This window comes from Glaciimonas sp. Gout2 (genome assembly GCF_035018905.1).
Taxonomy (GTDB): Bacteria; Pseudomonadota; Gammaproteobacteria; order Burkholderiales; family Burkholderiaceae_D; genus Glaciimonas.
In genome coordinates, this window is record NZ_JASJXA010000008.1 from 78,095 (window position 1) to 94,744 (window position 16,650).

At 48.3% G+C, this 16,650-nt stretch carries 16 protein-coding genes; 7 read left to right on the forward strand and 9 right to left on the reverse strand.

The window, feature by feature from the left end:
• Positions 1–48: 48 nt before the first annotated feature.
• Complete coding sequence (locus QN379_RS08025; RefSeq protein ID WP_323506434.1) at positions 49–1,101, reverse strand: cytochrome D1 domain-containing protein; 1,053 nt, start codon at positions 1,099–1,101, stop codon at positions 49–51.
• 271 nt (positions 1,102–1,372) lie between these two features.
• On the opposite strand from QN379_RS08025, the gene QN379_RS08030 reads away from it, so the two are divergent.
• The 3 genes from QN379_RS08030 (at position 1,373) to QN379_RS08040 (ending at position 2,428) form a co-directional block, all read left to right on the forward strand.
• Positions 1,373–1,726, forward strand: coding sequence for an FKBP-type peptidyl-prolyl cis-trans isomerase (locus QN379_RS08030; RefSeq protein WP_205320177.1), 354 nt, complete (start codon positions 1,373–1,375; stop codon positions 1,724–1,726).
• A 51-nt stretch (positions 1,727–1,777) separates the two neighbouring features.
• A complete protein-coding gene (locus QN379_RS08035; RefSeq protein ID WP_322239986.1) occupies positions 1,778–1,990 on the forward strand; it encodes a hypothetical protein in 213 nt (70 codons plus the stop codon).
• 183 nt (positions 1,991–2,173) lie between these two features.
• On the forward strand, positions 2,174–2,428 hold the full coding sequence (locus QN379_RS08040; protein ID WP_322239988.1) for an acyl-CoA-binding protein: 255 nt from the start codon (positions 2,174–2,176) through the stop codon (positions 2,426–2,428).
• A 136-nt stretch (positions 2,429–2,564) separates the two neighbouring features.
• On the opposite strand, the gene QN379_RS08045 is transcribed toward QN379_RS08040, so the two are convergent.
• The 4 genes from QN379_RS08045 to QN379_RS08060 all read right to left on the reverse strand — a co-directional run bounded on the left by QN379_RS08045 (position 2,565) and on the right by QN379_RS08060 (position 7,442).
• Positions 2,565–3,581 carry a D-glycerate dehydrogenase gene (locus QN379_RS08045; RefSeq protein WP_322239990.1) on the reverse strand — a complete coding sequence of 339 codons (1,017 nt, stop codon included), beginning with the start codon at positions 3,579–3,581 and terminating at the stop codon, positions 2,565–2,567.
• A 50-nt stretch (positions 3,582–3,631) separates the two neighbouring features.
• The gene (locus QN379_RS08050) at positions 3,632–5,050 is read right to left on the reverse strand and encodes a sodium:proton antiporter (RefSeq protein WP_322239992.1); all 1,419 of its coding nucleotides are present in this window, start codon (positions 5,048–5,050) and stop codon (positions 3,632–3,634) included.
• Positions 5,051–5,161: 111 nt separating this feature from the next.
• Positions 5,162–6,352 (reverse strand): nicotinate phosphoribosyltransferase, encoded by a 1,191-nt coding sequence (gene pncB, locus QN379_RS08055; protein ID WP_322239994.1) that lies wholly within the window; start codon positions 6,350–6,352, stop codon positions 5,162–5,164.
• Positions 6,353–6,488: 136 nt separating this feature from the next.
• Positions 6,489–7,442 carry a cation diffusion facilitator family transporter gene (locus tag QN379_RS08060; protein WP_323506435.1) on the reverse strand — a complete coding sequence of 318 codons (954 nt, stop codon included), beginning with the start codon at positions 7,440–7,442 and terminating at the stop codon, positions 6,489–6,491.
• A 396-nt stretch (positions 7,443–7,838) separates the two neighbouring features.
• Between QN379_RS08060 and fdxA the strand changes: the two genes are divergently transcribed.
• Positions 7,839–8,162 carry a ferredoxin FdxA gene (fdxA, locus tag QN379_RS08065; protein ID WP_322239998.1) on the forward strand — a complete coding sequence of 108 codons (324 nt, stop codon included), beginning with the start codon at positions 7,839–7,841 and terminating at the stop codon, positions 8,160–8,162.
• A gap of 248 nt (positions 8,163–8,410) precedes the next feature.
• Positions 8,411–9,511, forward strand: coding sequence for an NAD(P)/FAD-dependent oxidoreductase (locus tag QN379_RS08070; protein WP_416186894.1), 1,101 nt, complete (start codon positions 8,411–8,413; stop codon positions 9,509–9,511).
• Positions 9,512–9,940: 429 nt separating this feature from the next.
• Here the strand turns inward: QN379_RS08070 and pnp are convergent, their stop codons facing one another.
• Together pnp and rpsO are read right to left on the reverse strand one after the other, a co-directional pair.
• Positions 9,941–12,106, reverse strand: coding sequence for a polyribonucleotide nucleotidyltransferase (gene pnp, locus QN379_RS08075; protein WP_323506436.1), 2,166 nt, complete (start codon positions 12,104–12,106; stop codon positions 9,941–9,943).
• A gap of 333 nt (positions 12,107–12,439) precedes the next feature.
• The gene (rpsO, locus tag QN379_RS08080; RefSeq protein ID WP_205320164.1) at positions 12,440–12,709 is read right to left on the reverse strand and encodes a 30S ribosomal protein S15; all 270 of its coding nucleotides are present in this window, start codon (positions 12,707–12,709) and stop codon (positions 12,440–12,442) included.
• A 312-nt stretch (positions 12,710–13,021) separates the two neighbouring features.
• Here rpsO and bamE point away from each other — a divergent pair, with 312 nt between their 5' ends.
• Complete coding sequence (bamE, locus tag QN379_RS08085) at positions 13,022–13,504, forward strand: outer membrane protein assembly factor BamE domain-containing protein (RefSeq protein WP_323506437.1); 483 nt, start codon at positions 13,022–13,024, stop codon at positions 13,502–13,504.
• A 132-nt stretch (positions 13,505–13,636) separates the two neighbouring features.
• A complete protein-coding gene (locus tag QN379_RS08090; RefSeq protein ID WP_323506438.1) occupies positions 13,637–14,578 on the forward strand; it encodes a YihY/virulence factor BrkB family protein in 942 nt (313 codons plus the stop codon).
• A 21-nt stretch (positions 14,579–14,599) separates the two neighbouring features.
• Here the strand turns inward: QN379_RS08090 and lolD are convergent, their stop codons facing one another.
• Together lolD and QN379_RS08100 are read right to left on the reverse strand one after the other, a co-directional pair.
• Entirely contained in the window at positions 14,600–15,325 is a 726-nt protein-coding gene (gene lolD, locus QN379_RS08095; protein ID WP_322240008.1) for a lipoprotein-releasing ABC transporter ATP-binding protein LolD, read from the reverse strand.
• A complete protein-coding gene (locus tag QN379_RS08100) occupies positions 15,318–16,583 on the reverse strand; it encodes a lipoprotein-releasing ABC transporter permease subunit (RefSeq protein ID WP_323506439.1) in 1,266 nt (421 codons plus the stop codon). The genes lolD and QN379_RS08100 overlap by 8 nt, the downstream gene beginning before the upstream one ends.
• Positions 16,584–16,650: the final 67 nt, after the last annotated feature.

Here is a 16,650-nt window from a genome sequence, read left to right on the forward strand (position 1 = left end):
TAGCCAACCGGGTACGAGGCCTGCCGGACTTTATCGAAGAACGGGTCATCACAATTCCGAAGCGCGGTTGGTAAAATAAATACCATGCGGTGACCGACCTACCGGGATCGTTTTAATCACTTTACGGCTAGCAATATCCACCACCGAAACCTGCTTGACCCAGCGCTGCGTGACCCACATCGTCTTGCCATCAGCCGTCACTTCCATGCAATCCGGACCGCCTGGCACGTTAATCACACCAACATTTTCAAGTGTCTCTAAATCCAGAATATTGATCGTACCGGCAACCCGGTTCGATACAAACACGTGACGCTTATCGCCTTGTGGGCGGAAGTTATGCGCGCCATCGCCGGTCTTGATTTTCTTGACAATTTTTTGCGTACGCCAATCCACTACGGCGACATAATCGCTACCCATGACACCCACCAACAGATACTTATTGTCAGGCGTCATGTAGATACCAGCCGGTTGCTTTCCAATTGGCATGGTCCACTTGACCGTTTGGGTGGCCAGGTCAACGGCTGCAATCTCATCCGTGCCCTGTAGTGTAATGAAAGCCAACGTACTATCCGCACTGAAGGTCATATGACTTGGCATTTTAGGCAGCGGCAGACGCTTGGCCAGCTTTAGCGTTTTACCATCGAAGCCATAAATATCAATGCGATCCAGACGTAAACCGTTAGAGATAAACCATTTTTGATTGGGCGAAAAACCGATTTGATAAGGATCAGCAATATCTTTTACGAGACTCTGTATTTTCCCCGTTTTAGGGTCCAAAAAATACAATTCATTACCGGTAGCAGCAGCGACGATCAGTGACTTATTGTCTGGCGTCGGCATCAGGTGGTGTGGCTCCTTTCCAACCGGAAACGATCCGATTTCCTTAAATGTATTCTGATCGATCAAACTAATAGTCGCATCACGCGAATTCAGGACAACAACGACAGTAGGAGCAGTTGCGAGTGGAACAATGGGGGAAACAGCGCCCGGTGGCACCGCAAGTGCGGGCAATGCAAACAATACTGTCAGCAATCCGCAGGCGGTGGCTAGTGACCGGATAGAAAATGTAGAACGCGTGGTAAGGCCAGCAAAATCGGACATGGCAACATTCAGAAGAGCAAAAAAGATATTTTACCGCGCAAGCCGTAACGATGCTGCGCCCTTTGACTTAAATCACAATATAAAGAACGTTACAAAACAAAGCTTGAATACTCAGCCTGATCTCAAGGTGACATACCAAAGCGTGGCAACCAGACTAAATATCAAACCCTGGTACACCTATTTGTAGACTACTACTACAATACTTCGTTCTGTTAAACCGTTGATTTTGGTTTACACTGCCATCCATATTAACCAATCAAAGAGGAAAGCAATGTCAACTACTACCGTTTCTGGCTTGCAATACGAAGATACCACTGTCGGCACAGGCGCAGAAGCCAAAGCTGGCGACCACGTCAGCGTTCATTACACCGGCTGGTTACAAAATAGCGACGGCAGCGCAGGCAAAAAATTTGATTCAAGCAAAGATCGCGGCGATCCGTTTGAGTTTCCGCTGGGCGCTGGCCATGTCATTAAAGGTTGGGACGAAGGCGTACAAGGCATGAAAATCGGTGGTGTTCGCAAACTGGTGATTCCTGCGGCAATCGGCTACGGTGCCCGTGGAGCTGGCGGTGCGATTCCACCAAACGCAACGCTGATTTTTGAAGTAGAACTGCTCGGCGTATAAATAATACGCTAGGCCACTGACTACATCGTATCGAATCCACTTATTCCACTTATGCAACATACGTCTGGTATTGCGTTTAGCGCTATTTTAGCGTCGGGCCTATTTGCGGCAATTACGTTGAGCGGATGTACTGTGGTCAGTGTGGCAACAACTGTCGTTGGCGCGACGGTGGCAGTTGGATCTGCTGCCGTTAGCGTGGCAAGTACGGTTGTGAGTGGCACAGTGAAAGCTGGCGGCGCAGTGGTAGGTGCAGTTGTTGATTAAGTGTTTGCACGCCGTAGAGCAAAAAATATGCCTAAAATGGTAACTTTAATTTAGCCAATCAGTTGACCAGGCTATCTCAAAAACAATCCATGGCACAGCCTATGCGTCCTGCGACCCATCCACCGTTTACATTCTCATCAATCTGCCTGCTTCAGGCATTTCCATTTTTTACCCAAATATCTTATGACTCTGCAAACTGAATTCGACCAGGCATTAGCCGACTCCAAGAACCTCGCTGAACGTCCTGATAATATGACTTTGCTAAAGATGTACGCCATTTACAAGCAAGGTAGCCTGGGCGATGCAACTGGAGATCGTCCCGGCATGACAGACTTTGTTGGTCGCGCAAAATGGGATGCCTGGAATGCATTGAAAGGCACATCCCAAGAAGTTGCAAAACAACAATATATTGATTTTGTAAAAGACTTGCAAGCGTAACCATGCCTCCCATCTTCTGACAGTTTATTGGGTTAATTCCCACGCAAACCGATCATGCAGAAAAAAGGCCGTACGACTATAAATGTGGTGCGGCCTTTTTTTTATTTCGGTAGTGCATGTTTCAACCCCTTCTTGTTTAACCCCTTCTTACCTCTGGGTTAAGCAAATTCGGTGGCAAAGCCCCAACCGTGGCTGGCAACAATGCTGCCAGTAAATTGGCCGCTGCGCATAGCGCCATTGCGCGCCGCGTTGGTTCTGAGGCGCTGGCGATGTGCGGGGTGAGTACAACATTAGACAGCGTAAGAAAGTCGGGATGCAAGGCCGGTTCGTTCTCAAACACGTCCAGTCCAGCCGCCGCAATTTTTTGGGCGCGTAATGCCGCGATCAGTGCCACGTCGTCCACAATCCCGCCACGCGCCAGGTTGACCAACGTAGCGCCGGGTTTCATCATCTCCAGTTCCTTAGCGCCAATAGTGTGGTGCGACTCTTTCGAGTACGGTAGCACCAGAACCACATGATCGGCCTGACGTAGTAATTCTTCCTTACTGACAAAACGGGCATTGTTGGCACGCGCTTCCAATTCCGGCGTTACGCGGGAGCGATTATGATAAAGCACTTGCATGTCAAAACCGATTGAGCGCCGGGCTATGGCTTGACCAATCCGTCCCATTCCAATGACGCCGAGTGTCGCACCATGCACGTCAGCGCCTAGGAAACTGTCGAAGCGCCATTGCTTCCAGTTACCAGCTCTTAACCAATGCTCCGATTCTGTAATGCGACGCGCCGTCGCCATCAATAACGCCCAACCAAAATCGGCGGTCGTTTCGTTCAGCACGTCCGGTGTATTAGTCACCATGACACCAGCTTTGGTAGCCGCTGCTACGTCGATATTGTTATAGCCAACCGCCTGATTGCACACTGCCTTGAGGCGGGGACAGGCGCTTAGTACCGCAGCCGAAACAGGTTCGCTGCCGGTAGCGATCAAACCATCCTTATCCTGCAGTTTTTCAATCAGTTCTGCAGGAGAAAAAATACGATCGATCTGGTTCGATTCGACTTCAAAATATTGCTCCAGATGCGTGATGATTTCCGGAAAAATGGCACGGGCCAGCAAAATTTTTGGCTTATTTAATGCATTCAATGTATTCCCCATGACAACGTCCTTAATGTTTGTTCGGTTTCAATGCTTGGTCGCGCATAGTTTTATGCGCGGAAGAAAATAAAACTCATAATAGCGAAAAGTGGCAACAGCACGACACATGCCCATGCCATATAACCGAAGAAGGAAGGCATACGGATACCACGTTCTTCGGCAATCGCCTTGACCATCAGGTTAGGTGCATTACCGATATAACTATTGGCGCCCATAAACACTGCACCGCAAGATATTGCCGCTAAAGTGCCGGCCAATTTACCCATCAATTCGATAGCATCGCCAGACGCCGTATTAAAGAATACGAGATAGGTCGGCGCGTTGTCGAGGAATGATGACAATATTCCTGTGACCCAAAAATACATCATGTTATTGGGCTGTCCGTCCGGTCCCGTCACCGCCGCCACAATCGCGCCAAATGGGCCTTGTACGCCAACCCGTAACATGGCGATGACTGGCGCAATCGTAATAAAAATCGCAGCAAATAGCTTACCAACTTCCAACATTGGCTCCCATGTGAAATTATTACCTTCTCTGGCAATTTTCGGGGTTAGCCACAACGACGCGACAATCACGACCAGCAACAATCCATCGCGCAACAAATTTTGCAATTCTACCGGCGTGCCGTAAATGTCGTACGTAATACCCGACTTCCACAACCCACTCATCAATACCAGACCAATCACAACGATCAACAATATAAAATTAAATTTCCCCTCGAAACGCAATTTCGGATTGTCAGGCGTTGGATCTTGGACCGGCGGCAATTGTTCTTCGCGATTGTTGAAATAATGACGATCCAGAAAATAAAAAATCACCAGCAGAGCAACCCACATGAAAATGGTTTCGGAAAATATATTTTTAAAGGTCCAGGTAAAGTCGACGCCCTTCAAAAATCCGAGGAATAGCGGTGGATCGCCTAATGGTGTCAGTGCGCCACCAGCGTTTGCGACCAAAAAAATAAAAAATACAATAATGTGGACAGCATGCTTACGATTGTCGTTCGCTCGAATCAACGGCCGAATCAACAACATCGAAGCGCCTGTGGTCCCCATCAGACTCGCCAGCACGGTTCCTAGTGCCAACAATCCGGTATTAAGGGCGGGCGTGCCGTGCAAATTGCCCCGCAAACAAATACCACCCGCCACCACAAATAACGCGGTCAGCAAAATGATAAAAGGTAAATACTCGGCCATAAAAGCATGCACCACGCCTGCCGCCGCCAATGGGACACCGAACCAGATAGCGCAGGGAATCAAAAATGCCGCTGACCAACCCAACGCGATTTTGCCAAAATGATGATGCCAAAATCCTGGTATCAGTAGCGGCCCCATGGCAATTGAGACCAATAAGCCCATGAAGGGAATCCCCCACCATACGGATAATTGAGCGCCATCAAGTTCGGCGGCGTGGGCTGCAATAGGAAGAAAACTGGCAAGCGTGATGAGGATCTTTTTGAGCAATTGCATCTTTCGAATCAGATAAAAGTGCACTATTTTAAGCGGGTTTAAATTACACAAAAATTTGTGATTAAAATAACATTGTCTGACATTAACTTAATTCATTATTATAAATAACAATTATGAATTTTTAGCAACGTCGGGAATTTCAAATACTTGCCGCAAATAGTTCACATACGCCGCATCATCGCACATGTTTTTTGATGGAGTATCCGACAATTTAGCGACAGGTTGCCCATTACAACGCACCATCTTCATGACAATTTGCAGCGGGGTATAACCCAAATCATTAGTCAAATTGGTACCAACCCCAAACGCAATCCGCGTCCTGTCCTTGAAGCGTAAATACAAAGCTGTCACTTTGCCAAAATCAAGACTGTCCGAAAACACCAAGGTCTTCGTCGCAGGATCAACACGATTATCTTTAAACTGTTGGATCAAGCGCTCTCCCCAATCAAACGGATCGCCAGAATCGTGGCGCGCACCATCGAAGAGTTTGCAAAAATACATATCAAAATCGCGAAGAAAAGCAGTCATTCCATAGACGTCGGACAAAGCAATACCCAAATCTCCGCGATATTCTTTACTCCACATTTCAAAGGCATATATTTGCGAATCACGCAGTCTCGGCCCAAGTGCCTGACACGCTTGCAAGTATTCATGCGCCATCGTTCCAAGCGGAATCAATCCGAATTTCATCGCGAAATGGACGTTCGATGTACCGGCCAGATGCTCAACAAAATCGCGTTGCATGGTCTGCACCACTTCTTCGTGCCAACTCCGTGAAAACCGGCGTCTGGTTCCATAGTCCGCCACCTTACAACCAGACATGGCAGGATCGTCGCGGATGAGCGCCATTTTGTTGTGCAAACGCTTTCGCCCTTCTTCAACGTCAGGATTTTTTTGAGTAGCGCGGAAATACACCTCATTGACAATCGCAAGGACCGGCACTTCAAACAATATCGTGTGCAGCCATGGACCTTTTACCAAGATATCAATTTCGCCGTTGTTCAATGGCGAAGGTTGCACCGTAATATATTTTTGTTGCAGATGAAATAAACTTAGAAAATCGACAAAGTCACTTTTGATAAAGCGCAGACTCAGCAAATATTTCAGTTCTTCGTCTTGAAAACGCAGTCGGCACAATCCGGCAATTTCATCCCGAATTTCGTCGACATACGGCGTCAGATCAATCCCGTCATTACGACATTTATACCGATACTCAACTTCTGCTGCGGGGAAATGATGCAATACCACTTGCATCATGGTGAATTTATACAGATCGGTATCGAGAAGGGAGCGAATGATCATGGTGTGCCAAATATAAATAGTGTGTGAGCCATCGGGACAACTCGTAGTATCGACTTTGCTAATATCACTTCGATATTACGGTTAATAGTTAATGGCTTAAGGCTTAAGGAGTTTTTTTAACATCATTTTCGGCACGCTACGGATAGCTGGACAATTCGGTCTCCGTTACCGCTGCAGGCGGCTTCTTCCGGTCCGGCTCAAAAAAGCACCAGACCACTTGCGGCCAGCGTGACTGGATGTCAGCTTCAATAGCATTGATAGCATCGACCAGCGCGATATCCGATGTCTGCGGCCGCATTTCGGCCTGGACTGCGATCATTATTTGGTGACCCCATTGCATCGATATCAGGTTCATTACATGATCGATTTCCGGATGCGCTGCAATATGCGTTTCAATCGCAGCATGCAGTTCGGGGGCGGCTGACTCTCCGGTCACCATCGCCTTAACTTCCCGCATCACGATGACCGCGACGATCATCAGCAATAATCCGACCGCAATCGAACCGCAGGCATCCCATAATGGATTCCCGGTCAAGACCGTCAGGACCACTGCGACAAATGCTAATGCCAACCCAGCCAGCGCGGCAATGTCTTCACCCGCTACCACCATGAGTTCAGACTGGCGCGTTTCACGGAACCATCTAAAAAAAGACTTCCCGTGTGAAATTTTACGGATTTCAATCATCGCGCCACGCAGGGAAAAAGCTTCCAATACGACCGAAATGCCTAATACCCCTAAAGCAACCCAGGGATTATTAATTGGCTCGGGGCTTCTCAGATGCTTGATTCCCTCCACAACCGAGAACGCGCCACCGACAAAAAACAACAATATCGCCACCATCATCGCCCAGAAATACACCACCCGCGCGTATCCCATCGGGTGAGAGTCATTCGCCGGCTTTTTGGCCTCTTTCAATCCTATCAGGAGAAAAACCTGATTGGTGCAATCAGCGAGCGAATGAATTGCTTCCGCCAGCATCGCTCCGGAGCCAGTCAATATAGCCGCGACAAATTTGGCGAGAGCAATACCGCCATTAGCCCCTAAAGCGTAAAAAATCGCCTTGGTTGAACCTTCGTTATGGGATGCCATATTTTTTTGACGCCATGGGTTAACGGTTAAAGGTGCTGCAAAAGTTGACACACTAGCTAATTTTTTGCCCTCACGCAACCGCGATTGGATTTTATTGTTATGCTCCGTCAAAGCATCGACAGAGAGAAGTTCAACACTTAAAACCCGATAAGTTGCAGCATAACGGCATATCTCGCTATGGAAAAGACCCGCCAACGCCGTCTTAAGCAGAATTGTGAATTTGCTTATATGAATTCTATATAACCGCCGTTTGTAGGAAATACCGAATTACCTTAAAATACAGTGCTTTGCAACTAAGAGCGCGCCAAGATTATGCTCTGGTGGCTAACACCGCCATCTAGCCTGACCTTTGACTCGTTGCCGCTTCAAGTAATACTTACAGATTGGACTGTTGTTATGACCCACGTTGTGACCGAATCTTGCATCAGCTGTCGCTATACCGATTGCGTAGATGTTTGCCCGGTTGATTGCTTCCGCCAAGGCCCGAATTTTTTATCAATCGATCCGGATGAGTGCATTGATTGCGCCGTTTGTGTCGCTGAATGTCCTGTTAATGCGATTTACGCAGAAGAAGACGTTCCCGCTGATCAACAGCAATTCATTAAATTAAATGAAGACCTGTCGCGCTTCTGGCCGTCGATCACCAAGACAATTCCACCGTTGCCCGACGCTGACGACTTTAAAGACGTTACGGAGAAGTTGCATCTTCTTCAGCGTTAAATTTAAATAGCATTAATAGTATTGCGAAGTATTGCAAATGAACGCCCTAAAGTGTTTTCCGCATTTTTCGCCAAATGCGCTCAGGTACGAAGAAAAAGTCCTCGTAGCTGATTGCTAGCCAAAAAAATGTGATCGATATACGTCGCAAGCAACTCAGCGTCGCTTGTGCCGCAAACAGGTCAATGCCATTCGTTATTGCTCGCAGTAACGATTGGGGGACCCAAACCAAACAGGAATCAGATAGTCGTATGGAAACCAGCGCCAAGATTGATGCATCTACTCTCCCCGTTATCAACAATAGCAACAACGCACCGATAGAAGCGGACGCCGTCATTATCGGCGCTGGTCCAGTCGGTCTGTTCCAGGTATTCGAACTGGGTCTGCTTGAGATTAAAGCTCACGTGATCGACTCACTGCCAGTTGTTGGCGGCCAATGCGTCGAACTCTATCCCGACAAGCCGATTTACGACATCCCGGCTGTGCCTGTCTGTACCGGACAAGAGCTAACCGACAACCTGTTAAAGCAAATTGCTCCTTTCGATCCGACCTTCCATCTTAGCCAGGAAGTCACTGTGGTCGAGCGTCGTGAAGACAATCGCTTTAATGTCGAAACATCGGTCGGCACCCGCTTCATCACCAAAACCATCTTTATTGCGGCCGGTGTCGGGTCATTCCAACCAAGGACGATCAAAAGCGAAGGTATTGACCAGTTCAACAATTCTCAATTGTTTTATCGGGTCAAAGATCCACTCCAGTTTCACGGCAAAAATTTAGTCATTTGTGGCGGCGGTGACTCCGCACTGGATTGGGCCTTAAATCTGGTCGGCAAAGCAGAATCAGTCGTGCTGTTGCATCGCCGTGAAGACTTCCGCGCTGCGCCTGCCTCGGTTGCTAAAATGAAGCAGTTGTGTGAAGAATTTGAAATGCAATTTCTGGTCGGTCAGGTCACTGGGCACGAAGTTAAAGACGGCAAGCTATCAGAGATCAAGGTAACCGGTCCTGATGGCGTAACCCGTCGTCTGCCATTGGATACGTTATTGGTTTTCTTTGGCCTGTCGCCAAAACTTGGCCCTATCGCCGAGTGGAGCCTGGATATCGAACGCAAACAATTAAAGGTCGTCGATACTGAGAAGTTCGAAACCAATATCCCTGGGATTTTTGCGGTCGGAGATATCAACACTTATCCGGGCAAGAAAAAGCTTATTTTGTCTGGTTTCCATGAAGCCGCGTTAGCTGCGTTTGGTGCTGCACCGTACATTTTCCCTGACAAGAAGATTCACATGCAATACACCACTACTTCGCCTAAATTGCACAAAATTCTGGGTGTTGAGTCACCAGTCTTTGATTGATTATTAGTTGATTACTCGTTGATATAGCGCAATAACTGGGGTGAATTCTGGCTTTATAGCCCTTCTCTTCGAGATATAAAAAAACCGTCAAGGTAGTTTACCTTGACGGTTTTTTATTTTTTATTTTTTATTTTTTATTTTTTATTTTTTATTTTTTATTTTTAACTCTTACTACTTTGACTGGGCTTGTGTCACTTTAGCTGATTCACAGGCATCGCCGAAAGTTAACGGTTGAAAATCGAGAGGGCTAAAACAGCCTTCATTCCGCACCATTGATCATTGATGGAGATCAGCAGGTGACAGTGCGCGAGGATCGTCAATGATTGAAACGAGAAAATCGCGCCATTATTCTCTCACCAGACAATAAAAAAACCGTCCGACATGCAATCAGCATCTCGGACGGTTTGTTCAAAGCTAAATTAAATCAGCTTATTGTGCGGCAGGCGCAGCTGGAGTCGATGCAGCAACATGCGCAACCGGAGCAACATCACCGGCTTCTTGTGCAGCTTTCATTGACAGTTTCAAGCGACCACGGTCATCGGTTTCCAACACTTTGACTTTGACTTGCTGGCCTTCTTTCAGATAGTCGGCGACCGCATTGACGCGCTCGTTGGCAATCTGGCTGATGTGCAACAAACCGTCTTTGCCTGGCAACACTTGCACAATCGCGCCGAAGTCCAGCAACTTCAATACTGTACCTTCGTAGATCTTGCCCACTTCAACGGAAGCTGTCAGTTCTTCGATACGACGCTTCGCTTCTTGACCGGCAGCTGCGTCGACAGAAGCGATGGTGACAACACCTTCATCGCTGATATCGATCTGTGTGCCTGTCTCTTCAGTCAGCGCACGAATCACAGCGCCGCCTTTACCGATCACGTCACGGATTTTTTCCGGATTGATCTTAACGGTGATCAGACGTGGAGCGAAGTCAGACAATTCCGATTGAGTGCCGCTCGGAACAGCTTTTTCCATCTCGCCCAAAATGTGGATACGGCCGACTTTAGCCTGCGCCAAAGCGACTTGCATGATTTCCTTGGTGATACCCTGGATTTTGATATCCATTTGCAACGCAGTGATGCCGTTTGCAGTACCAGCGACTTTAAAGTCCATGTCGCCAAGGTGATCTTCATCACCCAAAATGTCTGTCAACACCGCAAACTTACCGCCGTCTTTGATCAAACCCATAGCGATACCAGCAACGTGTCCTTGCATCGGCACGCCAGCGTCCATCAATGCCAGGCAACCGCCACAGACCGAAGCCATTGACGATGAACCGTTAGATTCGGTAATTTCCGATACCAAACGGACGGAGTAGCTGAAATCTTCCGGTGCTGGCAATGCTGCCAACAGCGCACGCTTAGCCAGACGACCATGGCCGATTTCGCGACGCTTTGGTGTACCGACACGACCTGTTTCGCCAGTAGCGAACGGAGGCATGTTGTAATGCAGCATGAAGCGATCCGAGTACTCCCCCATCAATGCATCAATTTTTTGCTCGTCGCGGGCAGTACCCAAGGTAGCAATCACCAATGCCTGTGTCTCGCCGCGTGTGAACAAGGCTGAACCGTGCGTACGTGGTAAAACACCAGTACGGATGCTGATTGGACGCACAGTGCGTGTATCGCGCCCGTCAATACGTGGCTCGCCATCCAGAATTTGCGAACGAACGATCTTGGCTTCCAGATCAAACAAGATATTGCCGACTTCGGAGCTATCCGGTGCCGCAGCGTTAATCGACAAAGCTTCAGCAGCCAACGCAGCGATAACTTCGCTAGTCGCATCTTTTAGCTTGGCAGTACGCGCTTGCTTGTCTTTAGTTTGATATGCTTCACGCAATTTAGCTTCTGCAAAATGCGCAACGCGAGCGATCAGCGCATCGTTCTTTGGCGCTGGGCTCCATTGGATTTCTGGTTTGCCACCGTCACGTACCAGATCATGAATCGCGTTGATAACCGCTTTCATTTGATCGTGACCGTAGACAACTGCACCCAACATGACTTCTTCAGACAATTGCTTGGCTTCGGACTCAACCATTAACACTGCTGCTTCAGTACCGGCAACAACCAGATCCAGCAACGATGTTTTCAATTGTGTCGTGGTCGGGTTCAGGACGTATTGACCGTCGATGTAACCAACACGGGCAGCGCCGACCGGACCAGAAAATGGCACGCCAGAGACTGACAATGCAGCAGATGCACCGATCATCGCAGCGATATCTGGATCGATTTCAGGATTGACCGACAGCACGTGAATGATCACTTGCACTTCGTTCATGTAACCCTCTGGGAACAACGGACGGATCGGACGATCGATCAGACGCGATGTCAGTGTTTCTTTTTCCGAAGGACGACCTTCGCGCTTGAAGAAACCGCCTGGTATACGACCAGCAGCGTAAGTTTTTTCAACATAATCTACAGTCAATGGGAAAAAATCTTGACCTGGTTTAGCATCTTTACGTGCAACCACGGTAGCCAGAACAACGGTATCTTCAATCGATACCAATACTGCGCCAGAAGCTTGACGAGCGATTTCGCCTGTTTCCAACGTGACTTGATGCTGGCCGTACTGGAAAGTCTTAGTAACTTTATTAAACACGATATTTCCTCTCTAATTTTACCGACAGATTTTCAGGGGCTGTCGTTCACCTCACCACAGACGGTTTGATCACTTCATATTGAAGTAAAAAAATCGTCTCCTTACGAAATACTTCCGGATAAGACACGTCAGTCAACCAATGCGTTGCACTAATTTAGGCGCTAAATCCGGTTTCTTACAATTGCACTTATGAACAAATACGCTTCGCAAAAAGCAAAAATGCCTGCATCAGAGACTGACGCAGGCATTTTACCTATCGATTAAGCAACAATACAGTCACGAAATATCGAGACAAAGTATTGGAGATCAATGACAAGCCTATCAACAAGCCTATTACTTACGCAAACCGAGTTTTTCGATCAGCGAACGATAACGGCCAAGATCTTTACTTTTCAGGTATGACAACAGGCTCTTACGACGGTTAACCATCATAATCAGACCGCGACGTGAATGGTGATCTTTAGCGTGTGCTTTAAAGTGACCATTAAGGTCGTTGATACGTGCTGTCAACAAAGCGACTTGCACTTCTGGCGAACCAGTATCATTTTGCGCGCGTGCATTGTCAGCGACAATAGCGGCTTTAGCTGTTTTTTCGATAGTCATACTTACCTTTCACAAGCGGTACACAGAGTGGAAACCCCATATACCGTGATTACATAATTAAAAATGGCCCACATAGACCAAAGGCGCAGTATATAGCAAAACTTCTACGGATTCAATCACTTGACGCCGTTATCACGTCTGCCTATATATTATAAGACCGGTATTATCATATGGTTATTGCCAAACTACTTTAACCGGATCCAAATGATTGCATCGCGTACGGAATTAAGCCTCCTAAATGCAGTCCTAGCAAGGTAGTCCTTGCTCGCTCCTTTAGAGGTCATTCCGTACTTTTATCAATAAGGAATCATTATGAAAAACCTCGCAAGCGCCCTTATTATCAGCCTGGCAGTCATTCTGGCAGGCTGCGCTGTTCCAGTAAATCCGGGCGACCCTGAAACCCAAGTCATCAGTCGCCTCGGCAAGCCCACTGCTACATATCAAGACGGCAATGAACGCCTGCTTGAATACGATCAGGGTGCGTTCGGGCAGGAAACCCATATGGCGCGGATTAGCCCGGATGGACGCCTGATTTCCTATACGCAAGTCTTAACCCTGGAGCAATTCGCCAAAATCAAGGTCGGTCAATCAAAGAACGACGTCCTGCGCCTCGTCGGACATCCGCTTGATACCATCTTTTATAGCCGTGTCAAACTGGAAGGCTGGAACTACGGCTTTAAAGAAAGCGGTGTTTGGAACTCCTTGATGACGGTGTACTTTGATGAGGCTGGTATCGTCAAAAAGCTTGAAAATGGGCCAGATCCACGCTTTGAACACTCACGTTTTGGGCTATAACTGTCAACTTTAAGTAGGGTGAAAGCACTCGGTAAGCCAAATTGTAGAATTTGATAGGCTCTTTTCGTGAGGACTTGACTCTGGTAATAAATAAACACACCCAATGGAAGGCATTCCCTTAGGCAAAAAACCATGAAAATGAATCCAAAATTTCTGATTCCGCCTCGCATTCGTGCCATGCTTATCAGCACGGTTCAAGAATGGCTAAATCAACGGTCGGGCAGCAAAGGTGCCGCATTAGCCTTTTACACACTATTTTCCATGGCACCGGTCCTGGTTTTGGTAATAGCCATCGCTGGTGCCGTATTTGGACAACAAGCGGCGCAAGGAGAGATTGTCGGTCAACTATCCGGCTTGATCGGCCCCACTGGCGCAAGCGCGATTCAACTGTTACTAGCCGCCGTGCATAGCAGTCAGTCAGGTGTGATTGCGACCACTATTGCGTCCCTTGCTTTAATCGTCGGCGCAACCACCGTATTTTCTGAACTCAAGGATAGTCTGGATGAAATATGGTACGTGAAACGCAATCAGTCATCGGGACTCATGACGCTGATACAAACCCGCTTACTTTCATTCGGGCTAGTACTGGTCCTGGCGTTTTTGTTGCTGGTCTCTTTGGTAATTAGCGCGGCGCTGGCGGTCTTGCAAAAATATTGGAGTGGTTTTTTTGGCGATATCCCTATCGTCCTGCCGTTCATATCCTCGCTATTTTCGTTTGCCGTCATTGCGGCGCTGTTCGCGTCTATTTATCGGCTGTTGCCACAAACCAAGTTACCTTGGCGCGATGTCTGCATTGGCGCAATTGGCACTGCCGCACTGTTTATCGTAGGAAAGATGTTGATCGGAATTTATCTGGGTAACAGTGGCACGGCGTCGAGCTATGGCGCAGCCGGATCGGTGATGGCGTTACTTCTGTGGATTTACTATTCAGCGCAGATTTTCTTTTTTGGGGCGCAGTTCACACGCCAATATGCGCTGTATTTCGGCAGCCTTCGTGATCAGCAAGTCCCCAGCCCCGATCAAGCTAATGGTGCCGGGCGCGCTGATCATTTAGTCGTAGATCCAGACCGTTAAGCCCAGACCACTGATAAGACCTTAGTCGACGTAAGGCTCCAGGCCATTGTCGGACAAACGCAAAATACGACCGCAACGTCGCGCCAGTTCGATATCGTGGGTGACGATCACAAATGCGGTCCCCATTGTTTGCGACAATTCCAGCATCAGATCGAATGTCATCTGTGCCGTGGCCCGATCAAGGTTCCCCGTCGGCTCATCTGCAAGCACACATGCCGGTTGCGTGACCAAAGCCCGCGCTAACGCCACGCGCTGGCGTTCACCACCGGACAACTCACCCGGAACATGGATCACACGATTTGCCAAACCCACACGTGACAACACTGCATGCGCTTGCTCTTGGGCGTCCTTGCGACTCAGGCGTCGAATCATCAATGGCATGGCTACGTTGTCTAATGCCGAAAACTCCGGCAACAAATGATGAAACTGATAAACAAAGCCAAGCGCAGTATTGCGCAAATCGCCCCGCGCTTTTTCACCCAAATTACTCAAATCTTTACCTAGCAACGTGACGCCACCGGTCGTCGGTGTATCAAGACCGCCTAAAAGGTGTAGCAAAGTTGACTTACCCGAGCCAGACGCACCGACGATCGCGACTTGCTCACCCTTAACGACGTCGATATCGATACCATTTAGCACCTTGACGGAGTAGCTGCCTTGGGTAAAGGTTTTTCCCAAGCCGCGGCTCGACAAGATAATTTCGTTCATGCTGTTACCGTCATTGTTGGATTTCAGTGAGTTATTCATAGCGCAGCGCCTCCGCTGGTTTCACCCGTGCGGCCCACCAACTTGGATATAAGGTGGCAACAAACGCCAATATTACCGCAACACCGCCAATGGTATAGACGTCAGGCCAGCGCAAATCAGATGGCAACTCGCTGATCACATAAATACTTTTCGGTAAAAACTGGACATGCAGCGCGTGTTCTATCGCCGGGACGATGACATCGATATTCAACGCAATCAACACCCCAAACCCCACCCCGAGCGCGGTGCCGATCAATCCCACCAACGCGCCTTGAATCATGAAAATTTTCATAATCGAACCCGGTGAAGCACCCAGCGTGCGCAAAATAGCAATATCCGCCTGCTTCTCGGTAACTGTCATTACCAGCGTCGAAACCAGGTTAAAGGCCGCGACCGCAATAATCAGCGTGAGTATAATAAACATCATGCGCTTCTCGGTTTTAACCGCGGCGAACCAGTTACTGTTTTGCTGCGACCAGTCACGTAAATACAAATTAGCTGGCATTGTCTTCGCCAACTGCTGCGCGACTTCTGGCGCCCGCAACATATCTGTAATCTTGAGACGCAAACCGGACGGTGCAGTCAGACGAAACATTTTTTCTGCATCTTCCATCTGGATAAAAGCCAGCGACGAGTCAAACTCATAATGACCGGCTTCAAATATCCCGACGACATTGAATTGCTTCAGACGCGGCACTACGCCAGCGGGCGTCACCTGCCCTTGCGGAGCCAGCATAGTAACTTTGTCACCGATACCTGCGTGCAACCCACGCGCCAATTCACTACCGAGCACAATATTAAACTCACCCGGCTTCAATGCATTGAAATCGCCCTGTTTGATTTGCTTGGTGACATCCGAGACTTTTGGCTCTTCTGAAGGCATCACACCACGGATGCCAACCCCGCGCACTTCACCATCACGCGTTAACATGGCTTGCGCCTCGACGTATGGCGCAGCGCCAATGACCTCTTTGTTATTGAAAGCCTGCCTGGCGATCTCTTCCCAATTTGGCATTTCACCGGAGCCATCGAATACTTCGATGTGCGCCAAAACCGACAGCATGCGGTCCCGCACCTCTTTTTGAAAACCATTCATCACCGACAACACCACGATCAGCGCCGCCACTCCAAGCGCGATCCCAGCCATCGATATTAACGATATGAAGGAAATAAAACTATTACGGCCACTCCGCTTGCCAGCGCGGGTGTAGCGTATGCCGACCAACCACTCAAACGGTATATTTTTAAAAATGCTCAATGCAAGGCTCCTGAAATCAGCAAGCAGTTTGCCATAATTCAGAAGTCTTATAACGTTTTGTAACGAA

What these genes read in the sequence shown, in the direction of transcription:
- QN379_RS08025 (WP_323506434.1), bottom strand. Translation starts at nt 1,101, where the DNA reads ATGTCCGATTTTGCTGGCCTTACCACGCGTTCTACATTTTCTATCCGG.
- QN379_RS08030 (WP_205320177.1), top strand. Translation starts at nt 1,373, where the DNA reads ATGTCAACTACTACCGTTTCTGGCTTGCAATACGAAGATACCACTGTC.
- QN379_RS08035 (WP_322239986.1), top strand. Translation starts at nt 1,778, where the DNA reads ATGCAACATACGTCTGGTATTGCGTTTAGCGCTATTTTAGCGTCGGGC.
- QN379_RS08040 (WP_322239988.1), top strand. Translation starts at nt 2,174, where the DNA reads ATGACTCTGCAAACTGAATTCGACCAGGCATTAGCCGACTCCAAGAAC.
- QN379_RS08045 (WP_322239990.1), bottom strand. Translation starts at nt 3,581, where the DNA reads ATGGGGAATACATTGAATGCATTAAATAAGCCAAAAATTTTGCTGGCC.
- QN379_RS08050 (WP_322239992.1), bottom strand. Translation starts at nt 5,050, where the DNA reads ATGCAATTGCTCAAAAAGATCCTCATCACGCTTGCCAGTTTTCTTCCT.
- pncB (WP_322239994.1), bottom strand. Translation starts at nt 6,352, where the DNA reads ATGATCATTCGCTCCCTTCTCGATACCGATCTGTATAAATTCACCATG.
- QN379_RS08060 (WP_323506435.1), bottom strand. Translation starts at nt 7,442, where the DNA reads ATGGCATCCCATAACGAAGGTTCAACCAAGGCGATTTTTTACGCTTTA.
- fdxA (WP_322239998.1), top strand. Translation starts at nt 7,839, where the DNA reads ATGACCCACGTTGTGACCGAATCTTGCATCAGCTGTCGCTATACCGAT.
- QN379_RS08070 (WP_416186894.1), top strand. Translation starts at nt 8,411, where the DNA reads ATGGAAACCAGCGCCAAGATTGATGCATCTACTCTCCCCGTTATCAAC.
- rpsO (WP_205320164.1), bottom strand. Translation starts at nt 12,709, where the DNA reads ATGACTATCGAAAAAACAGCTAAAGCCGCTATTGTCGCTGACAATGCA.
- bamE (WP_323506437.1), top strand. Translation starts at nt 13,022, where the DNA reads ATGAAAAACCTCGCAAGCGCCCTTATTATCAGCCTGGCAGTCATTCTG.
- QN379_RS08090 (WP_323506438.1), top strand. Translation starts at nt 13,637, where the DNA reads ATGAAAATGAATCCAAAATTTCTGATTCCGCCTCGCATTCGTGCCATG.
- lolD (WP_322240008.1), bottom strand. Translation starts at nt 15,325, where the DNA reads ATGAATAACTCACTGAAATCCAACAATGACGGTAACAGCATGAACGAA.